Genomic DNA, 15,922 nt, shown 5'->3' with positions numbered 1-15,922 from the left:
GACCTGAGCGCGACCGCACCGTCACGTCATACGCCGGGAGTCACCCCATGCACGCAACTGATTTTGGTCGCACGCTCATCATCGCCAACCCAGCCGCCCAGTCGGGTGCGGCGCATGAAGTTGCCGAGCGCCTGCAGCGCTTTTTGGACATGACTGCACGCGCATCCCAGTTTGACCTGATGCTAACCGAGCGCATGGGACATGCCAAGGGACTTGCCGCACAGGCTCAGGGCTATCGCACCGTTATCGCCCTTGGCGGCGATGGCGTGATCCACGAGGTCGTCAACGGGCTTATGACGCAAGAGGAGGACGCCCGCCCCGCTCTTGCCGTCCTGCCCGTGGGCTCCGGCAACGATTTTGCCCAGACGCTCGACATCGACGATTTCTCCGGCAAGGATTTTGGCGCGCTGCTCACCTGCGAGCTGCAGCGTCAGGACGTCGGGCGCATTCGCTCGTGGAGCCCTGCAAGCGGCAGCGGCGAGGCTACCGTTGAGTACTACGACCAGACGCTTTCGGTCGGCATCGATGCCGCCATCGGCCTGGGCACCACCGAGCTGCGCAAAAAGACCGGCTTGACAGGCGCGCCGCTCTACACCCTCTCGGGACTTGAGCAGTTTGGCCTACGCTATCGCAACTACCCCATGACAGTCAGCTTTGACGGGACGCCTGCCGAGCGCGTGAGGGCGATCATCATGGCGATTCAGCTGGGCCCTACCTATGGATCGGGTTATCGCATCTGTCCCGACGCCGACCCCTGTGACGGTATATTCGACGTCTGCTACGCCTGCGGCCCCGTCCCTCGCGCGGTAGCCCTGCCTATGTTCCTTTCGGCCAAAGACGGCCACCACACCAAGCTGCCACCGGTTCGCATGCGCCGCTGTCGCCATGCTGAGCTTACCTTTGAGGAGCCCGACTACCCCATCCAGGCCGACGGCGAGCCCATCGTCGCCTCGCGCATTGAGGTCGACGTCCTTCCCGCCGCTCTCGAAGTCTGGCACCCAACCCGCTAACCCAACCTAAGTTGCGGTGAAATAGGGACTGTTTATGCAGCTAAAGCCGCCAAACAGTCCCTATTTCACCGCAACTTATTGAGAAGATCATTCCTCCCCGCCCGGCTTGCGACGGTTGGCCTTTTTCATGGCGTTGAAGTGCTTGTCATTGAGCCTGCGCTGGCGAGAGCGCTGAGGCACCTTGGTCTTTACGCGTCGGCGCGCTGGACGCCCGCGCCGCTCAAGCTCAGCGCGCAGCTTACGCAGGCAGCTACTACGGTTTTGGAACTGACTGCGGCTCTCGCGCGCCGTCACGGTAATTCCCGAAGGGATATGTTTCATACGCACCGCCGAGTCCGTCGTGTTGACGCCCTGCCCACCCGGACCCGTCGCGCGAAACACCTGCACCTCGCAATCGCGCGCCAACTCCTCGGCCGACATCTCGGCATAGCGCGCATACTCGCGCCATCCCATCTTGTTCTCATCCATATCAACACCTCCCCTCATACAAAAAATGTGACAAAGGGACGGTCCCTTTGTCACATCGCATACCAATCGCTTGTGTTGTGCGCTTAGGCGAAGGTGATCTCGCCGGTCTCGCAGTCCATATCGGCGATACGAGCCAGGCTCTCAACGCGGAAGCCGCGCTCGCGGAGCTTATCGCCGCCGCCCTGGAAACCCTTCTCCACCGCAATACCAATACCGGACACCTCGGCACCCGCAGCCTCGCAGATCTTGATAAGACCCTCGAGCGCGCAGCCGTTGGCCAAGAAGTCGTCGATGATCAGGACCTTGTCGCCCTCGGACAGGAAACGCTTGCCAACGATGACCGGGTACTCCTTTTGCTTGGTAAAGGAGTAAATGGTCGTGGCATACTGCTCGCCGTCGAGATTGATGGACTGTGCCTTCTTGGCAAAGACCACCGGCACGCCGCCAAAATGCTGGGCTGCGATGCAAGCCATACCAATGCCCGAAGCCTCAATCGTCAGGATCTTGTTGATCTCGACGCCCTCGAACAGACGGGCCCACTCGGCGCCCATGTGGTCGAACAGCTCAACGTCGCATTGGTGGTTGAGGAAGGCATCAACCTTAAGGACGTTACCGGCCTTTACGATGCCGTCATGGCGAATACGATCCTCAAGCTCCTGCATGGCGCAACCCCTTCTCGCGGCAACGATACCGCGCGATTAATAAACGTTGTTCGATAGTCTACCACGGACCGACCCCCGCCTGCTCCACAAGCCGCATCGCACCACAAACCAGTCTTTTTGGGACGGCGCGAATCGTGGCAGACAGCCTCCCAACGCGCTAATGGCGGGCGCGCGTCCTCACCAAACGTACCAATGTGAGCGCAAAGCCCACGGTAGCAACGGCCATCAGCACGTAGAATACCAAACGGAAGCCAAAGAGGAACACGTCCGGACGACCCGCCACATAGCTCGTGACCGTCTTGCCCATCGCCGCGCTCGTCTGTCCATACAGGATGCGCGACGCCGCCGTAATACCCAGCGCTATGCCCGCATAGCGCGCCAAGCTGCTCAAGCTGCCCGCAAAGCCAAGCGCCTCACGCGGAGCCGAACCCATATACAGCGAATTATTGGGACTCTGGAAGATCGACGTGCCGCACGACATAAACGCAACGCAGCACACGATCATCAAGATGGAAGAGTGCTCGTCAAGCGTGCTCACCGCAAAGAGACCGCACACGTACACGCCCAGGCCAACGGCCGTGGGCGCTTCACAACCAACACGGTCGGACACCGAGCCCGAAAGCGGGCCCACAAAGGCATTCACGACCGGCATCGCCAAAAACAACAGGCCGGAGATATCGGAGCTAAAGCCGTGGGCATCCTGAAAGTAAAACGGCAGCACAAACTCGGAGGCACCGATACCCACGAACACGATAAGCATGCAAGCCAGGTTAATCGTGAAAGCCGAGCTCGCAAAGCAGCGACGCGCCGCCTCTGTCAACGGCATAGGGCGTTCGCCAGCCTCCGGCTTCACATGCGGCAGCGTATAGAGTCCCACGATAAACGAGATTACGCCAATGGGCAGATTGATAAGGAAGATGCTCTCCCAGGGAAAGCTCGCCACCAGCACGCCGCCGAGCACGGGGCCGCACATCATGCCAAGAGCCACAAAGGTCGCCAGAATACCCATGGCACGGCCGCGCTCACGCGCCGGAAACGACTCGGTGATGATGCCCATATTGTTGGCCATCGCGGCGGCACAGCCAATGCCCTGCACGAAACGCGCCAAGATAAGCACCTCGAGCGAAGCCGAAAGGCCGCACAGCAGCGAACCAACCGAAAAGACGATGACGCCCAGCTGGAACACGCCGACCTTGCCGTGCACATCGCCCAAGCGGCCAAACGGCAGCATGGCGACGCACGTCGCGAGCAGATACACCGAGCTCACGAGCTGAATGCGGTCGAGACCCACCCCCAGCTCCTTTTGCATCACTGGGAGCGCCACCGTCACGATGCTCGCATCCAGACACGCCATAAAGGTCATGACGAGCACGGTGAACAGAATCGCCCATTTATTCTTACCGTGGGTGTCGCCCTCCAGGGCAATGTGTTCGCGGCGCAGCTGCTCGGCAGTTTTCTCCATGTATATCCTTTCTATCGTGCAACGCAAAAACGGGACCCCAATCGCCTACAAACGGACACGATCGGGGTCCCGCCTACGGAATCGGAACTATGAGGACGTCGTCAGCCGAAAAGCCGTCCCACGCCTCGCACGCACGCTAGCCTAGCACTGCTCGAGCGCCTGCTCAAGGTCGGCAATCAGATCGGCCGTGTCCTCGAGGCCGCACGACAGGCGCACCATGTCGGCGGAGATGCCACAGGCGATGAGCTCCTCATCGTTCATCTGGCGATGTGTGGCATTAGCGGGATGCAGGCAGCAAGTGCGTGCGTCGGCCACGTGTGTGGCGATCTGGGCGAGCTTGAGGCTCTTCATAAAGGTCTCGGCCGCCGCACGACCACCGTTAAAGCCAAAGCTCACAACACCGCAGGTACCGTTGGGCATGTACTTCTGAGCCAGGTCATAGTACTTGTCGCCCTCCAGGCCCGGATAGCTCACGAAGCGCACCTTGGGATGGCTCTGCAGGAACTTGGCAACGGCCAGGCCGTTCTCGCAATGACGCGGCATGCGCACATGCAGGCTCTCGAGCGAGCTGTTCAAGAAGAAGGCCGCCTGCGGATTCTGCATAGGACCAAGATCGCGCATGAGCTGAGCGGTTGCCTTGGTAATGAAGGCACCCTCGCGACCAAACTTCTCGGCATAGGTCACGCCGTGGTAGCTCTCATCGGGCGTGGTGAGACCCGGGAACTTGTCCGCATGGGCCATCCAGTCAAACTGGCCGTGATCGACAATCACGCCACCCAGGTAGGCAGCATGTCCATCCATGTACTTGGTGGTGGAGTGCGTAACGATGTCGGCGCCCCACTCAAAGGGACGGCACATCACGGGCGTCGGGAAGGTGTTGTCGACCATCAGCGGCACGCCGTGGTCATGTGCGGCCTTGGCAAAGCGCTCAATATCGAGCACAGCAAGGGCGGGGTTGGCGATCGTCTCGCCAAAGACGAGCTTGGTATTGGGCTCAAAGGCTGCCTCGAGCTCCTCATCGGTGCAGTCGGGGGCGACGAACGTGCAGGTAACGCCCATGCGGCCCATGGTGTGGGCGAGCAGGTTATAGGTACCGCCGTAAATGGCAGAGCTAGCGACCACATGATCGCCGGCACCGGCCACGTTAAAGATCGCGAGGAAGTTCGCAGCCATGCCCGAGCTCGTGAGCATCGCGGCGGTGCCTCCCTCCATCTCGCAGATCTTGGCGGCAACCAGATCGCACGTGGGGTTCTGCAGACGGCTGTAGAAGTAGCCCGACTCCTCCAGGTCAAACAGCTTGCCCATGTGCTCCGACGTGTCGTACTTCCATGTGGTGGACTGGTAGATGGGCACCTGGCGCGGCTCGGCATCTCCCGGGTGATAGCCGCCCTGAACACATGTGGTACCGATGGTCTGCTCGCTCATATCTAGCTCCCTTGCCTGGGTTACGTTTTATTCGGTTCACGATACCGCTACCCTGCACCCCTCTCAACCCATCCCAAAGGTAGGTAATGGGACTAATTGATCAGGGGTATTTATCTCAAGCCTTGGGCATTTGCTCGATAGATAAAAATGAGGCATACATGAAGCTCTCGATGATTACATGCACCGGCACGGGTACCATAGGCGGGTACACCGTGACCAAGGAGACAACGATGAAGCAAATCGATACGGCCCAGCTCGACATCACCGCCTGCCAGGCTCAGGCTGCCGAGTACCACGTCCGCGGCTTTAACTGCGCGCAGGCCGTCGCCTGCACGCTCGCGCCCGCCGTCGGGCTCGACCCCCAGGTCGCCTTTACCCTCACCGAGGGCTTTGGCGCCGGCATGGGCGGCATGACCGAGACTTGCGGCGCCATCTCGGGCGCCGTGGCCATCATGGGGTTTGTGATGAGCGACGGCATGGAAAACCCCAAGACCAAGGGCCAGACCTACAAGCTGTCGCGCGAGATCGCCAAACGTTTTGGCGAGAAGAACACGACAACCGTCTGTGGCACGCTCAAGGGCATCGGATCGGACAAGGGTCCGCTCCGCAGCTGCCCCGGCTGCATCGACGATGCCATCGAGATCGCCTGCGATATGCTAAAGCAGCTCGCCGAGTAAACGGCAGCAACAGCAAAACGACGGCCGGCGCGCTTGGAATCCATCCAAAAGCACGCCGGCCGTCGCCGTTAGAACTCGGCAAATACGGGAGCGCCGACCTCAATCTCCTCGCGCCCCGCCATAAGCTCGCGCATCTTAGCGCAAAATGGCTCCTGCTCCCCCGCCTTAAACACCAAATGAAGTGTCACGGCATCCGCGTAATCGGTATCCGAAACCTTGGCACCCGAATCCTGCGCCAAACGAAGCACCTGCTCATACTGCGGATAGGCCACATGCACGTCAACGGGCACGACGCTCGTCATCTCGACGATCTGCCCAGCCTCCCGAGCAGCTGCCACCGCCGCCTGCGTCGCCGCGGTATAGGCGCGCACCAAGCCACCGGGCCCTAACAGCGTGCCACCAAAATAGCGCGTCACTACGCAGCAAACATTTTTGAGCCCCGCGCCGCGCAGCACCTCGAGCGTCGGCATGCCGCTCGTTCGACTCGGCTCACCATCATCGCTCTGGCGTTCGCGTCCATCGACCAAAATCCACGCGGGAACATTGTGTCGAGCGTCGTAATGACGCTTGCGAACCATCTCGATAAAGGCATTCGCCTCATCCTCGGACTCAATATGGACCAGCTGGGCAATAAACCGGCTCTTGCGGTCCACAAACTCGCCCGTAGCCTCATTATTCGATTGCAGAGTAAAATAGCTGTCCAACAAAGCCCCTCAACAACAAGCAAAGCAACAAACAGCCTCAATAATACGGCAAAGACCGTATCGATTGTTAGGGTAACAAAAATGCCAAGTGGGCCTATAAGCCGGGTTCTGTCGTGAACGGTCATTTATCTTGTCTGCACGTTACCGTGCAGCTCCACGCACGCTACCCGAACGCGGACCGGGCCGGCCCATAGCGTTCCTATTCGCGCTTGCTCCGGATGGGGCTTGCCAAGCCGCCGTGTTACCACGACGCTGGTGGTCTCTTACACCACCGTTTCAGCTTTTCCCTTTACGCCTTGCGGCGCAGGTGGGAGTCTTCTTTTCTGCGGCGCTTTCCGTCGGATCACTCCGCCCGGCCGTTAGCCGGCATCCCGCCCTCTGGAGCCCGGACTTTCCTCACGCGTACTGCAAGCAGCACATCGCGCGACCGTCTGGCCCACTCAGCAGTGCAAGAGTGTAACACACCGTTGCCGCAGGCAATGGCACAACGCAAACGCTCGACACGATATACCAAGAACCGCCATGCGCTACAATAATCCTGTCGATGGGCAACGTCGTCAGTCGAGACGCGACCGCGCTCCGCACCCCTCCGTCTACTCGGTGCGTTCCCGCCTCCTCCCCGAGGCGGGATGTCGGCATTTTTTCATGCACCGACAACCAAATAGCTTGTGGATAGCATGGGCAGCATCATGCATCTCGGCACCAAATGCAAAAAGGGACCCGTCCATTGCGGACGGATCCCTTAAACAAGTGATCGTCAAACCGATTTACTCGGCGTCGGTCTCCTCGTCCTTCTTCTCGGAAGGCAGCGGGGTAACCTCGATCTCGACGCCCAGAGTCTCAGCAGCAGACTTCATGGACAGGGAGATACGACGACGGTCGAGGTCGATCTCCATGACCTTGACCTGAACCTTGTCGCCCACGTGGGTGACCTGAGAAGGCTGATCGACGTGCTTGTTGGCCATCTCGGAGATGTGCACCAGGCCCTCGATGCCCTCGCCCAGATCGACGAAAGCGCCGAACGGGACAAGCTTGGTCACAGTGCCCTCGACAATAGCGCCGACGGGGTACTTCTTGACCAGTGCGCGCCACGGATCCTCGGTGGTCTGCTTGAGACCCAGGGAGATGCGCTCGCGGTTGAGATCGACGTCGAGAACCTCGACCTCGACCTCCTGGCCGACCTTGACAACCTCGGAAGGATGGTTGACGTGGTTCCAAGAGAGCTCGGAGATGTGGATGAGGCCGTCGATACCGCCGAGGTCGACGAAGGCGCCGAAGTCGACGATGGAGGAAACGGTGCCCTGGAGACGCATGCCAGACTTGAGCTTGGACAGGATCTCGGAGCGCTCGGCCTTACGGGACTCCTCGAGCACGACGCGACGGGAGAGGACAACGTTGTTGCGGTTGCGGTCCATCTCGATGACGCGGGCCTCGATGCGGGTGCCCATGTAAGAGGTGAGGTCCTTGACGCGACGGAGGTCGACGAGGGAAGCAGGCAGGAAGCCACGCAGGCCGATGTCGAGGATCAGGCCGCCCTTGACAACCTCGATAACCTCGCCCTCGACGTTCTCGCCGGAGTTGAACTTCTCCTCGATGCGGTTCCAAGCACGCTCGTACTCGGCACGCTTCTTGGACAGGACCAGACGACCGTCCTTGTCCTCCTTCTGGAGAACCAGAGCCTCGATGGGATCACCGAGTGCAACGATGTCTGCAGGGTTAGCGTCCTTGCGGATGGACAGCTCGCGGACCGGGATAACGCCCTCGGACTTGAATCCGATGTCAACGAGCACCTCGTCATGCTCGATCTTAACGACAGTGCCGTTAACGAGATCGCCCTCATCAAAGTCGGTAATCGTACCGTCGATGAGGTTGTTCATCTCCTCCTCGTTGACATCGTCAAGAGAGAAAATGGACGAGTTCTGAATCTCACTCAAAGGTGGACCCCTTTCGAACTACGGGGCCCCGATTGCTAGGACCTACAGAAGGGTGCGACAAGCACACAACGTTTAGGAACACTCGGGAGCCGACAGATACTAATGTGACGCTTATGCAATCACGTTCGTATAGGTTACGGGGAAATGAGTTCGATTTCAAGCGTGAACTGCGATTTTTTACTCGTGTGGAGACTTTTTCGTAATCTTATGAACACACGTCTCCGCAACTTGACGATAACCGGCTAGGCATTCGGCTTTGGGGTAAAGTATCCGGAGCCAACGATTCTAGATCGATTTTTCGAGAAAGGTGCCCGCGTGCTCAAAGCAGTCGTTTTCGATATGGACGAGACGCTTCTCAGCATCAACCTCAACGCGTTCATCCTTCGCTATTTTAAGGATGTCTCTTCGATGCTCGCGGATATCGGGCGCCGCAGCCGCGGTGGCACGATGGCACGCCTCGGCACCATCCTGGTCGACCTCAACGCCAATCGCCGCAGCGGCACGGACAACCGAACCAATCTTGAGTTTTACCAAGAAGAGGTCGAGCGCCGATGCGGGATCCGCCTCTCCGATCCCCTCATCTACGAGGCGTTTACCTACTATGACCGCGAAGTTCTTCCGTACAAGAACGACGAGGTCATTAACGCTCACGCTATGCCGGGCGCGCACGCCGCGCTCCAGGCCGTACAGGACGCTGGACTGCGTTGCGCGCTCTTTACCAACCCCAGCTTTCCGCAGGGGGCCATCGAGTGCCGTATGGGTTGGGGCGACCTAGTCGACGCCCCCTTTGAGCTCGTCACGCACATGGGAAACACCACCCGCTGCAAGCCCGATGCCACCTACTATCTAGAGCAGCTTCAGGTGATGGGGCTCGAGCCACACGAGGTCCTTATGGTGGGCAACGATCCCAAACGCGACTTCCCGTCCCCCGATTGCGGAATCCAAACTGCCTTTGTGGGCCAAGGCAAGCCCAGCCGAGCCACCTGGCGCGGAACCATGGAAGACTTCGCCCGCAACTTTAACGCCGTAGTAGAAGCCTTCTACGAACACCAAGTAGCCGAAGAGTTGTCCTAGCACACTCGAGTCTTGCCGATCATGATGTTGAGGATCTCGACGTCGGTGTCCTTCATGCCCACGCGGCCTACGTAGCCCATGCTGGCGATTGTCTGCTCAACGGTATCCTGGATCAGGCCCTCGCCGGCGCGGAAGCCGCGACCCTGCATAGCCATATCGTGGCCCAGAATCGCCGCATCGACGGCAGCCGAGATCTTGGCGGCACAGCTCGCCTTGGCGCCGTCGCACACGATGCCGCCCACGTTGCCAAGCGTATTCGAGACCGTCGCGCCAATCTGTTCGCGCGTGCCACCGCACAGCCAGGTAATCGCAGCGCCGGCGCCGCACGCGGCGCAAATAGCACCGCAAAACGCCGAGAGCGCACCAATATAGCTCTTGATATGCACGGCGATGAGATCGGACAGCATCACGGCGCGCACCAGGCGCTCATGGTCGCAGCGCAGGTACTCGGCATACTCCATGACGGGCAATGCACAGGTAATGCCCTGATTGCCCGAGCCGCACACAATGGCGACTGGCAGCGCGCAGCCGTTCATGCGGGCGTCGGACCCGGCGGCCGCACGGGCGCGGGCACGGCAGGCGACGTCATCGGCACGAGCACCCAGCAGCGTGCGGCCAACCTCGGCGCCCCAAGCGTGCGCAAGGCCCTCGGCACTGATTGCGCCATTCAGCTCAATCTGACGCTCAACGGCAGCGCGGGCGTCCTCAATGTCACCGTCCTCGATAAAGTCGATGATGGTCTCAATCGACATGGGCGTATCGGCGCTATCTGCCGCCCGCTCGGCCACGACGCGCTCGGCGCAGGCGGCACACTCCCCCGCCGACTTGCCGCACACCGGAATACCGTCGAGGGTATGGCACGTGACATTGGTGTGGTGGTCGGTAATCTCGACGACCGCGGTATGGCCCCCGGCCGTCGCAGTCACCTTGATGTAGAGGTTGGGCACACCCTCGACAAGCGACACATCGCAGTAGCCGGCGTCGGCGAGGAGCTCGGTCACGCGAGCACGGTCTTCATCGTTAACGCTCTCGAGCACCTCGAGCGCGCTCTTGGCGTCGCCGCCCACGGCACCCAGCACGGCCGCGGCTTCAATACCGTGCATACCGCCCGAGTTGGGCACGGTCACGCTCTTAACGTTCTTGATGATGTTGCCCGAGCAGGCAACATCCATATGATCGGGTTCGCAACCGAGCGTCTGGCTCGCCAGCGCTGCTGCATAGGCAACGGCAATGGGCTCGGTACAGCCGAGCGCGCAGACAAGCTCACGGTTCAAAACATCGCAAAACGCGGCATCACGGATGGAATCGGTAGGCATAGGTATCTCCTGCTTGCATAACGGGCTGGGCTCTCAAGAATGGTTAGTTCCTTTATTTGATAACAATGCATCAAAAACCGCAACCATGGTTCCGGCGGACGGCGCTCGAGCACAAATTGGTGGCATTATTCATGAGAAGCCGATCTTGTTGCCTGCTAAAGCGTTTGACCAAAAAACGCTCGAGCGTTTACGCAAAAGTCGCGCTATCATGCAGTCGAACGCGGTAAACACCTTTAGCATTTGCGCCGCACAGACCAGAGAGGAACCATCTATGAAGATCGGTATCGGTAACGACCACGCCGCCGTCGAGCTCAAGAACATCATCTCCGAGCACCTGAAGGAGCGCGGCTGCGAGGTCGTGAACTTTGGCACCGACACCTCCGAGAGCTTTGACTACCCCATCGCCGGCTACAAGGTGGGTAAGGCCGTTGCCAACGGCGACGTCGACCTGGGCATCCTGATCTGCGGCACCGGCGTCGGGATTAGCCTGGCTGCTAACAAGGTAGAGGGCGTGCGCGCCGTCGTGTGCTCCGAGCCCTTCAGCGCCAAGCTCTCCCGTATGCACAACAACACCAACGTGCTCGCCTTTGGCGCCCGCGTCGTGGGCTCCGAGCTCGCTAAGATGATTGTCGACGAGTGGCTCGACGCCGAGTTTGAGGGCGGTCGTCACGAGCGTCGCGTTAACCTCCTCAACGAGATCGACCACACACGCGGCCTCAAGGTCGTCGACGAGGCCTAAACTACTCAGTGCCGCAAGCTAACAGCTGGGGCCCGCTCGGAACTCATATCCGAGCGGGCCCCTTCATAGGTTTTGGTATAAAAGAGCGCCGCGGATGGAGTTCCGCGGCGCCCAAGCCACACGCTAACAGCTTTAAGGAGTCAAAGCTGGTTTAGCCAAAGAAGCGCTTGATCTCAATCTCGGCGTTCTCCAAGCAGTCGGAGCCGTGGATCACGTTGGCGTTGACATCGACGGCAAAGTCGCCGCGGATAGTACCAGGAGCAGCGTCAAGCGGATTAGTAGCGCCCATGAGGGTGCGCATCTTAGCAACAGCGGAGAGACCGGAAACGACCATCTTGACGACCGGACCGCTCGTCATAAAGTCACAGAGACCGCCAAAGAAGGGCTTGTCGGCCAGATGGGCGTAGTGCTCCTCGACGGTAGCGCGCTCGAGCGTGGTCATCTCCATGCGCTCAATGACAAGGCCGCTGCGCTCAATGCGAGCAACAATCTCGCCGATCTTGCGGTCGCGCACGGCGTCGGGCTTAATCATGATGAAGGTCTTCTCGATAGCCATAAGGTAGCCTTTCAAGTAGGTTCGCGCGTGCCCAAGTCCCATTCCGGCACCCGCCTGGACTGCATCGTAACAGAGTTTTAGCTGCAGTTAAACAAAAAGCTGTTTATTGAAACGTTGCAATTTATTGAAGCGTTCCATATGTGTCACTTCTGTTTCGAAGCCCGATTAGAGTACCATCCGACCGCCCATCAACCGCATCGAACAGAGCAGGCGGTCGGTTGCCGCCCGCGAACGTAACCCCTTCACAACCTGCCCAAAGGTCCTACAGAAGTTCTCGACAAGCCCCTCCCCCATAGCAACAAAATACGGGCGTCCGCATCAGCAGGCGCCCGTTAAGCAAAAAATGATTTATCAATACATGGCAAAAACAGCTTCAGCCAAAGCCCTACTTTACCCCGTGGCCCATCTCGACGACCTTGGTCAGCGATCCAAACACGCCTTCGTCGGCCACGAGCTGTGCCACGGCACGCTGCAACTGCACGGCAACGGCGGCAGGGGCGGTACCGCCCTCGGTCGTGCGTGCAGCGACAATCGACGGGATGTCGAGTGCCTCGGTAATGTCGTGCTCAAAGAGCGGGCTTGCCTCCTGGAACACCTCAAACGGCAGGTCCTCAAGATTGCAGCCGCGCTTCTCACACATCAGGACCAGATGGCCCACCACGGCATGTGCCTCGCGGAACGGCAGACCACGCTTAGCCAGGTAATCGGCAACATCGGTGGCGGCAAGGTGTCCCACGCCGCATTCGCGCGCCATGGCATCCTCGTTGACGGTCCAAGTCGAAATCATACCGGCCATAACCGACAGGCACTGCATGAGCGTATGGGCGGTATCGAGCGCGCCCTCCTTGTCCTCCTGCAAGTCCTTGTTATAAGCAAGCGGCAGGCCCTTCATGGTCACGAGCAGCTGCACCAGGTTGCCATACACACGGCCGCTCTTGCCGCGGATAAGCTCGGCAAAGTCAGGATTCTTCTTCTGCGGCATGATGGACGAGCCGGTGGAGTACGAGTCGGAAAGCGTGATAAAGCCAAATTCGGAGCTCGACCACAGCACGATCTCCTCGGAAAGACGCGACAGATGCATGGCCATGACGGAGCCGGCGTAATGCAGATCGAGCAGGAAATCGCGGTCGGAAACCGCATCGAGCGAGTTGGGAATCACGCCCGCAAAGCCAAGTTCGGCAGCCGTCATCTGGCGATCGAGCGGATAGCTCGTACCGGCAAGCGCGGCAGCGCCCAGTGGGCAGTTGTCGGCAGCATCAAAGGCGGCCTTCAGGCGTGTAAAGTCGCGCGCGAACATCCAGGAATACGCCAGCAGATGATGCGACAGCAGCACGGGCTGAGCATGCTGCATGTGCGTGTAGCCCGGCAGAATCACCTTGTCGTACTTCTTGGCCGCATCCACCAGCACATGGCGCAGCTCAAGATTGGCCTCCATGAGCTCCTTGGCCAGTGCCTTGACGCCCAGGCGCGTATCGGTCGCCACCTGGTCGTTGCGCGAACGCCCGGTATGTAGGCGCTTGCCCGCCTCGCCGATGCGACGAGTCAGCTCGCTCTCGATGGACATATGAATGTCCTCGTCGTTGATATCGAAGATGAAGTTGCCGGCATCGATATCCTGCTCGATTCCGGTCAGGCCCTCGGCAATCGCCTGCTCATCCTCGGCACTGATGATGCCCTGGGCGGCCAGCATCTTGGCATGTGCCTTAGAGCCGGCGATATCCTGCTTATAGAGATGCTTGTCGACCGGCAGCGACGCGCCAAACTCCTGCGTGACCTCGGCCACGCCCGCCTCAAAACGACCGCCCCAAAGAGCCATGGAACCGTCCCCTTTCTCAAATACCAAAACAAGCGCCCAAAGCAATGCGCCATATCGCTAAAGCGATTTTTCAACCGCTAGTTTTACACATTCCCCACCGTGTGCGGAGCCATGTAGCTAATTTGCAAAGAAGTGACGCGCCATGCACTTGGCGCCCAACGTCTCCCTCCGGATGTTGCCCTGCGAACCATCAATCCAGGCTTTCAGGCTCATAGGGACGTCCTCGACCCTTGCAGCATCGAACTCGGGCGCGAGGGCAAGTAAAGCATGCACAATAGCATTGAACATAATGGATACTCCTTATATATAGGCGCAGAGCCGCCAAATTGATAGAAGGAGCCCCGCCGGACAACCCCGGCGGGGCTCGGACTCAGCCGCAAACGCGGCATCATATATGCGGGCGGAACGTAGGGGCCACCGATGTTAAGAAGTGTCAGCAAGCATAACGAAAGGTAGGGACCCCGTGCGCCCGTTATGTATCACGCGGATGGGCCGCGCGGATACCAAAGGAAGGAAAAGCCTTAGGCCTGGGCGGCAGCGGAGCTGGGACCCTGGACCTTAGCCCACGTCTTGAGCGACAGCGTATCGATCTCGATAAAGCCGGCGCTGGCCTTCTCGTCAAACGTGGTGTCGCGGTCGTAGGTAGCCAGACCGTAGTCGTAGAGGCTGAAGGGGCTCTTGCGGCCGACGACATGGCAGTTGCCCTTAAAGAACTTCAGACGGACGGTGCCGGTCACGAACTTCTGGGTATCGGCCATAAAGGCGTCGAGCGCGTTCTTGAGCGGGCTGTACCACTGGCCGTTGTACACGGCGGTGGCCCAATCCTGCTCAAGCTTGATCTTGGTCTTGAGCAGGTCGCCCTCGACGCAAATGTCCTCGAGTGCCTTGTGGGCAGTGATGAGCGTCAGGGCTCCGGGAACCTCGTAGCACTCGCGGCTCTTGAGGCCCACCAGACGATCCTCGACCAGATCGAGACGGCCAAAGCCGTTGTCGCCGGAGATCTTGTTGAGGGCGATGACGATCTCGGAGAGCTTCATCTTCTTGCCGTCGACGGCGACGGGCTTGCCGGCCTCAAACTCGATCTCGGTGTAGGTCGGGGTGTCGGGCGTATCCTCGGGGTTTTTGGTCATAACCCAAGCGTCATCGAGCGGCTCGTTCCAGGGATCCTCCAGGTGACCGCACTCGATGGCACGACCCCACAGGTTGTCGTCGATGGAGTAGGGGTTGTCGTTGGCACCCTCGGGAACCGGCACGTTGTGAGCATGGGCGTAGGCGACCTCGTCGGGACGGCACTTCAGGTCCCACTCGCGAACCGGGGCGATAACCTTGAGCTCGGGGTCGAGGGCCTTGACGGCGGCCTCAAAACGGACCTGGTCGTTACCCTTGCCGGTGCAGCCGTGGGCGACGTAGGTCGCGCCAAACTCGTGGGCGACCTCAACAAGCTTCTTGGCAAGCAGCGGGCGAGACAGGGCGGAGAGCAGCGGGTATTTATTCTCATACATGGAGTTTGCGGCGATGGCCTTGGTCAGGAACTCATCGGAGAACTCATCGCGCAGGTCGAGCACCTGACAGTCCAGAACGCCCAGGTCGAGGGCCTTCTGCTTCTTGGCATCCAGTCCGGTCTCTTCCTGGCCCACGTTGCCGCAGACACAAACGACATCGAGATTCTTCTCGTCCTGGAGCCACTTGACACATACGGATGTATCAAGACCACCGGAATATGCGAGAACGACTTTTTCCTTGCTCATGGCTGTTTCCTTTCGCCCTTGGTAGCTAGTTAGAACATCGGTCAATTGCAAGTCACCTTGAGGTCAAAAACCGTGCAATATCAGGTTATTCAGCAGAATGCATCACAGGCATGCCCTAGAAACATGCGGCTATGTCGTGCTTAAACCCAACGACCTCAAAATGACTCTGTTGAGGCATTGCGCCCCATGCGGACAGAGACGATTGTTATCGTCGTCGGGAAATTGCGCGCTGGCGTCGGATGGCATTGTCTGCAGTGGTGATGATCTTTACGAACTGCATCTGCCTCTCCTTTCACGTATCGCCGGGCGCAATTCAAATATCGCAAACGGT

General features: G+C 59.5%; 15 protein-coding genes and 1 other RNA gene. 4 read left to right on the top strand and 12 right to left on the bottom strand.

Annotation, left to right across the window (positions count from 1 at the left end):
- Window positions 1-47: 47 nt before the first annotated feature.
- The gene (locus FGQ67_RS03210) at window positions 48-1,010 is read left to right on the top strand and encodes a diacylglycerol/lipid kinase family protein (protein WP_138340004.1); all 963 of its coding nucleotides are present in this window, start codon (window positions 48-50) and stop codon (window positions 1,008-1,010) included.
- Between the two features lie 87 nt (window positions 1,011-1,097).
- Here FGQ67_RS03210 and FGQ67_RS03205 read toward each other — a convergent pair whose 3' ends face one another.
- From FGQ67_RS03205 to FGQ67_RS03190, 4 genes are all read right to left on the bottom strand, one after another.
- A complete protein-coding gene (locus FGQ67_RS03205; protein WP_371740568.1) occupies window positions 1,098-1,478 on the bottom strand; it encodes a peptide chain release factor family protein in 381 nt (126 codons plus the stop codon).
- An 83-nt stretch (window positions 1,479-1,561) separates the two neighbouring features.
- Complete coding sequence (locus FGQ67_RS03200; RefSeq protein ID WP_022095227.1) at window positions 1,562-2,140, bottom strand: xanthine phosphoribosyltransferase; 579 nt, start codon at window positions 2,138-2,140, stop codon at window positions 1,562-1,564.
- A gap of 157 nt (window positions 2,141-2,297) precedes the next feature.
- Entirely contained in the window at window positions 2,298-3,602 is a 1,305-nt protein-coding gene (locus tag FGQ67_RS03195) for an MFS transporter (protein WP_138340002.1), read from the bottom strand.
- A 141-nt stretch (window positions 3,603-3,743) separates the two neighbouring features.
- On the bottom strand, window positions 3,744-5,027 hold the full coding sequence (locus FGQ67_RS03190) for an O-acetylhomoserine aminocarboxypropyltransferase/cysteine synthase family protein (protein ID WP_117776343.1): 1,284 nt from the start codon (window positions 5,025-5,027) through the stop codon (window positions 3,744-3,746).
- A gap of 158 nt (window positions 5,028-5,185) precedes the next feature.
- Here FGQ67_RS03190 and FGQ67_RS03185 point away from each other — a divergent pair, with 158 nt between their 5' ends.
- Complete coding sequence (locus tag FGQ67_RS03185) at window positions 5,186-5,704, top strand: C-GCAxxG-C-C family protein (RefSeq protein WP_138340000.1); 519 nt, start codon at window positions 5,186-5,188, stop codon at window positions 5,702-5,704.
- A 68-nt stretch (window positions 5,705-5,772) separates the two neighbouring features.
- On the opposite strand, the gene FGQ67_RS03180 is transcribed toward FGQ67_RS03185, so the two are convergent.
- The 3 genes from FGQ67_RS03180 to rpsA all read right to left on the bottom strand — a co-directional run bounded on the left by FGQ67_RS03180 (window position 5,773) and on the right by rpsA (window position 8,342).
- A complete protein-coding gene (locus FGQ67_RS03180; protein ID WP_171025169.1) occupies window positions 5,773-6,411 on the bottom strand; it encodes a YigZ family protein in 639 nt (212 codons plus the stop codon).
- Between the two features lie 78 nt (window positions 6,412-6,489).
- Window positions 6,490-6,851, bottom strand: an RNA gene (rnpB, locus tag FGQ67_RS03175) — RNase P RNA component class A.
- Between the two features lie 324 nt (window positions 6,852-7,175).
- Window positions 7,176-8,342 carry a 30S ribosomal protein S1 gene (rpsA, locus tag FGQ67_RS03170; protein ID WP_022095232.1) on the bottom strand — a complete coding sequence of 389 codons (1,167 nt, stop codon included), beginning with the start codon at window positions 8,340-8,342 and terminating at the stop codon, window positions 7,176-7,178.
- 315 nt (window positions 8,343-8,657) lie between these two features.
- On the opposite strand from rpsA, the gene FGQ67_RS03165 reads away from it, so the two are divergent.
- A complete protein-coding gene (locus FGQ67_RS03165; RefSeq protein WP_138339996.1) occupies window positions 8,658-9,416 on the top strand; it encodes an HAD family hydrolase in 759 nt (252 codons plus the stop codon).
- Here FGQ67_RS03165 and FGQ67_RS03160 read toward each other — a convergent pair.
- A complete protein-coding gene (locus FGQ67_RS03160) occupies window positions 9,413-10,732 on the bottom strand; it encodes an L-cysteine desulfidase family protein (RefSeq protein ID WP_138339995.1) in 1,320 nt (439 codons plus the stop codon). The genes FGQ67_RS03165 and FGQ67_RS03160 overlap by 4 nt on opposite strands.
- Window positions 10,733-11,003: 271 nt before the next feature.
- Here FGQ67_RS03160 and rpiB point away from each other — a divergent pair, with 271 nt between their 5' ends.
- A complete protein-coding gene (rpiB, locus tag FGQ67_RS03155; protein WP_006234151.1) occupies window positions 11,004-11,471 on the top strand; it encodes a ribose 5-phosphate isomerase B in 468 nt (155 codons plus the stop codon).
- Between the two features lie 151 nt (window positions 11,472-11,622).
- Here rpiB and ndk read toward each other — a convergent pair whose 3' ends face one another.
- From ndk to FGQ67_RS03140, 4 genes are all read right to left on the bottom strand, one after another.
- Window positions 11,623-12,027, bottom strand: coding sequence for a nucleoside-diphosphate kinase (ndk, locus tag FGQ67_RS03150; protein ID WP_006234152.1), 405 nt, complete (start codon window positions 12,025-12,027; stop codon window positions 11,623-11,625).
- Between the two features lie 385 nt (window positions 12,028-12,412).
- Window positions 12,413-13,843, bottom strand: a complete 1,431-nt coding sequence (gene argH / locus FGQ67_RS03145) for an argininosuccinate lyase (protein ID WP_138339993.1) — start codon at window positions 13,841-13,843, stop codon at window positions 12,413-12,415.
- Window positions 13,844-13,960: 117 nt separating this feature from the next.
- Window positions 13,961-14,131, bottom strand: coding sequence for a hypothetical protein (locus tag FGQ67_RS10070; RefSeq protein ID WP_171025168.1), 171 nt, complete (start codon window positions 14,129-14,131; stop codon window positions 13,961-13,963).
- A gap of 233 nt (window positions 14,132-14,364) precedes the next feature.
- Complete coding sequence (locus FGQ67_RS03140) at window positions 14,365-15,591, bottom strand: argininosuccinate synthase (protein WP_035138001.1); 1,227 nt, start codon at window positions 15,589-15,591, stop codon at window positions 14,365-14,367.
- Window positions 15,592-15,922 lie beyond the last annotated feature (331 nt).

This window comes from Collinsella aerofaciens (assembly GCF_005845035.1).
GTDB classification, from domain to species: Bacteria; Actinomycetota; Coriobacteriia; order Coriobacteriales; family Coriobacteriaceae; genus Collinsella; species Collinsella aerofaciens_I.
Note: the sequence above shows the minus strand (reverse complement) of the source record. Positions and strands in the feature narration are given on the sequence as shown.

What these genes read in the sequence shown, in the direction of transcription:
- FGQ67_RS03210 (WP_138340004.1), top strand. Translation starts at nt 48, where the DNA reads ATGCACGCAACTGATTTTGGTCGCACGCTCATCATCGCCAACCCAGCC.
- FGQ67_RS03205 (WP_371740568.1), bottom strand. Translation starts at nt 1,478, where the DNA reads ATGGATGAGAACAAGATGGGATGGCGCGAGTATGCGCGCTATGCCGAG.
- FGQ67_RS03200 (WP_022095227.1), bottom strand. Translation starts at nt 2,140, where the DNA reads ATGCAGGAGCTTGAGGATCGTATTCGCCATGACGGCATCGTAAAGGCC.
- FGQ67_RS03195 (WP_138340002.1), bottom strand. Translation starts at nt 3,602, where the DNA reads ATGGAGAAAACTGCCGAGCAGCTGCGCCGCGAACACATTGCCCTGGAG.
- FGQ67_RS03190 (WP_117776343.1), bottom strand. Translation starts at nt 5,027, where the DNA reads ATGAGCGAGCAGACCATCGGTACCACATGTGTTCAGGGCGGCTATCAC.
- FGQ67_RS03185 (WP_138340000.1), top strand. Translation starts at nt 5,186, where the DNA reads ATGAAGCTCTCGATGATTACATGCACCGGCACGGGTACCATAGGCGGG.
- FGQ67_RS03160 (WP_138339995.1), bottom strand. Translation starts at nt 10,732, where the DNA reads ATGCCTACCGATTCCATCCGTGATGCCGCGTTTTGCGATGTTTTGAAC.
- rpiB (WP_006234151.1), top strand. Translation starts at nt 11,004, where the DNA reads ATGAAGATCGGTATCGGTAACGACCACGCCGCCGTCGAGCTCAAGAAC.
- ndk (WP_006234152.1), bottom strand. Translation starts at nt 12,027, where the DNA reads ATGGCTATCGAGAAGACCTTCATCATGATTAAGCCCGACGCCGTGCGC.
- argH (WP_138339993.1), bottom strand. Translation starts at nt 13,843, where the DNA reads ATGGCTCTTTGGGGCGGTCGTTTTGAGGCGGGCGTGGCCGAGGTCACG.
- FGQ67_RS10070 (WP_171025168.1), bottom strand. Translation starts at nt 14,131, where the DNA reads ATGTTCAATGCTATTGTGCATGCTTTACTTGCCCTCGCGCCCGAGTTC.
- FGQ67_RS03140 (WP_035138001.1), bottom strand. Translation starts at nt 15,591, where the DNA reads ATGAGCAAGGAAAAAGTCGTTCTCGCATATTCCGGTGGTCTTGATACA.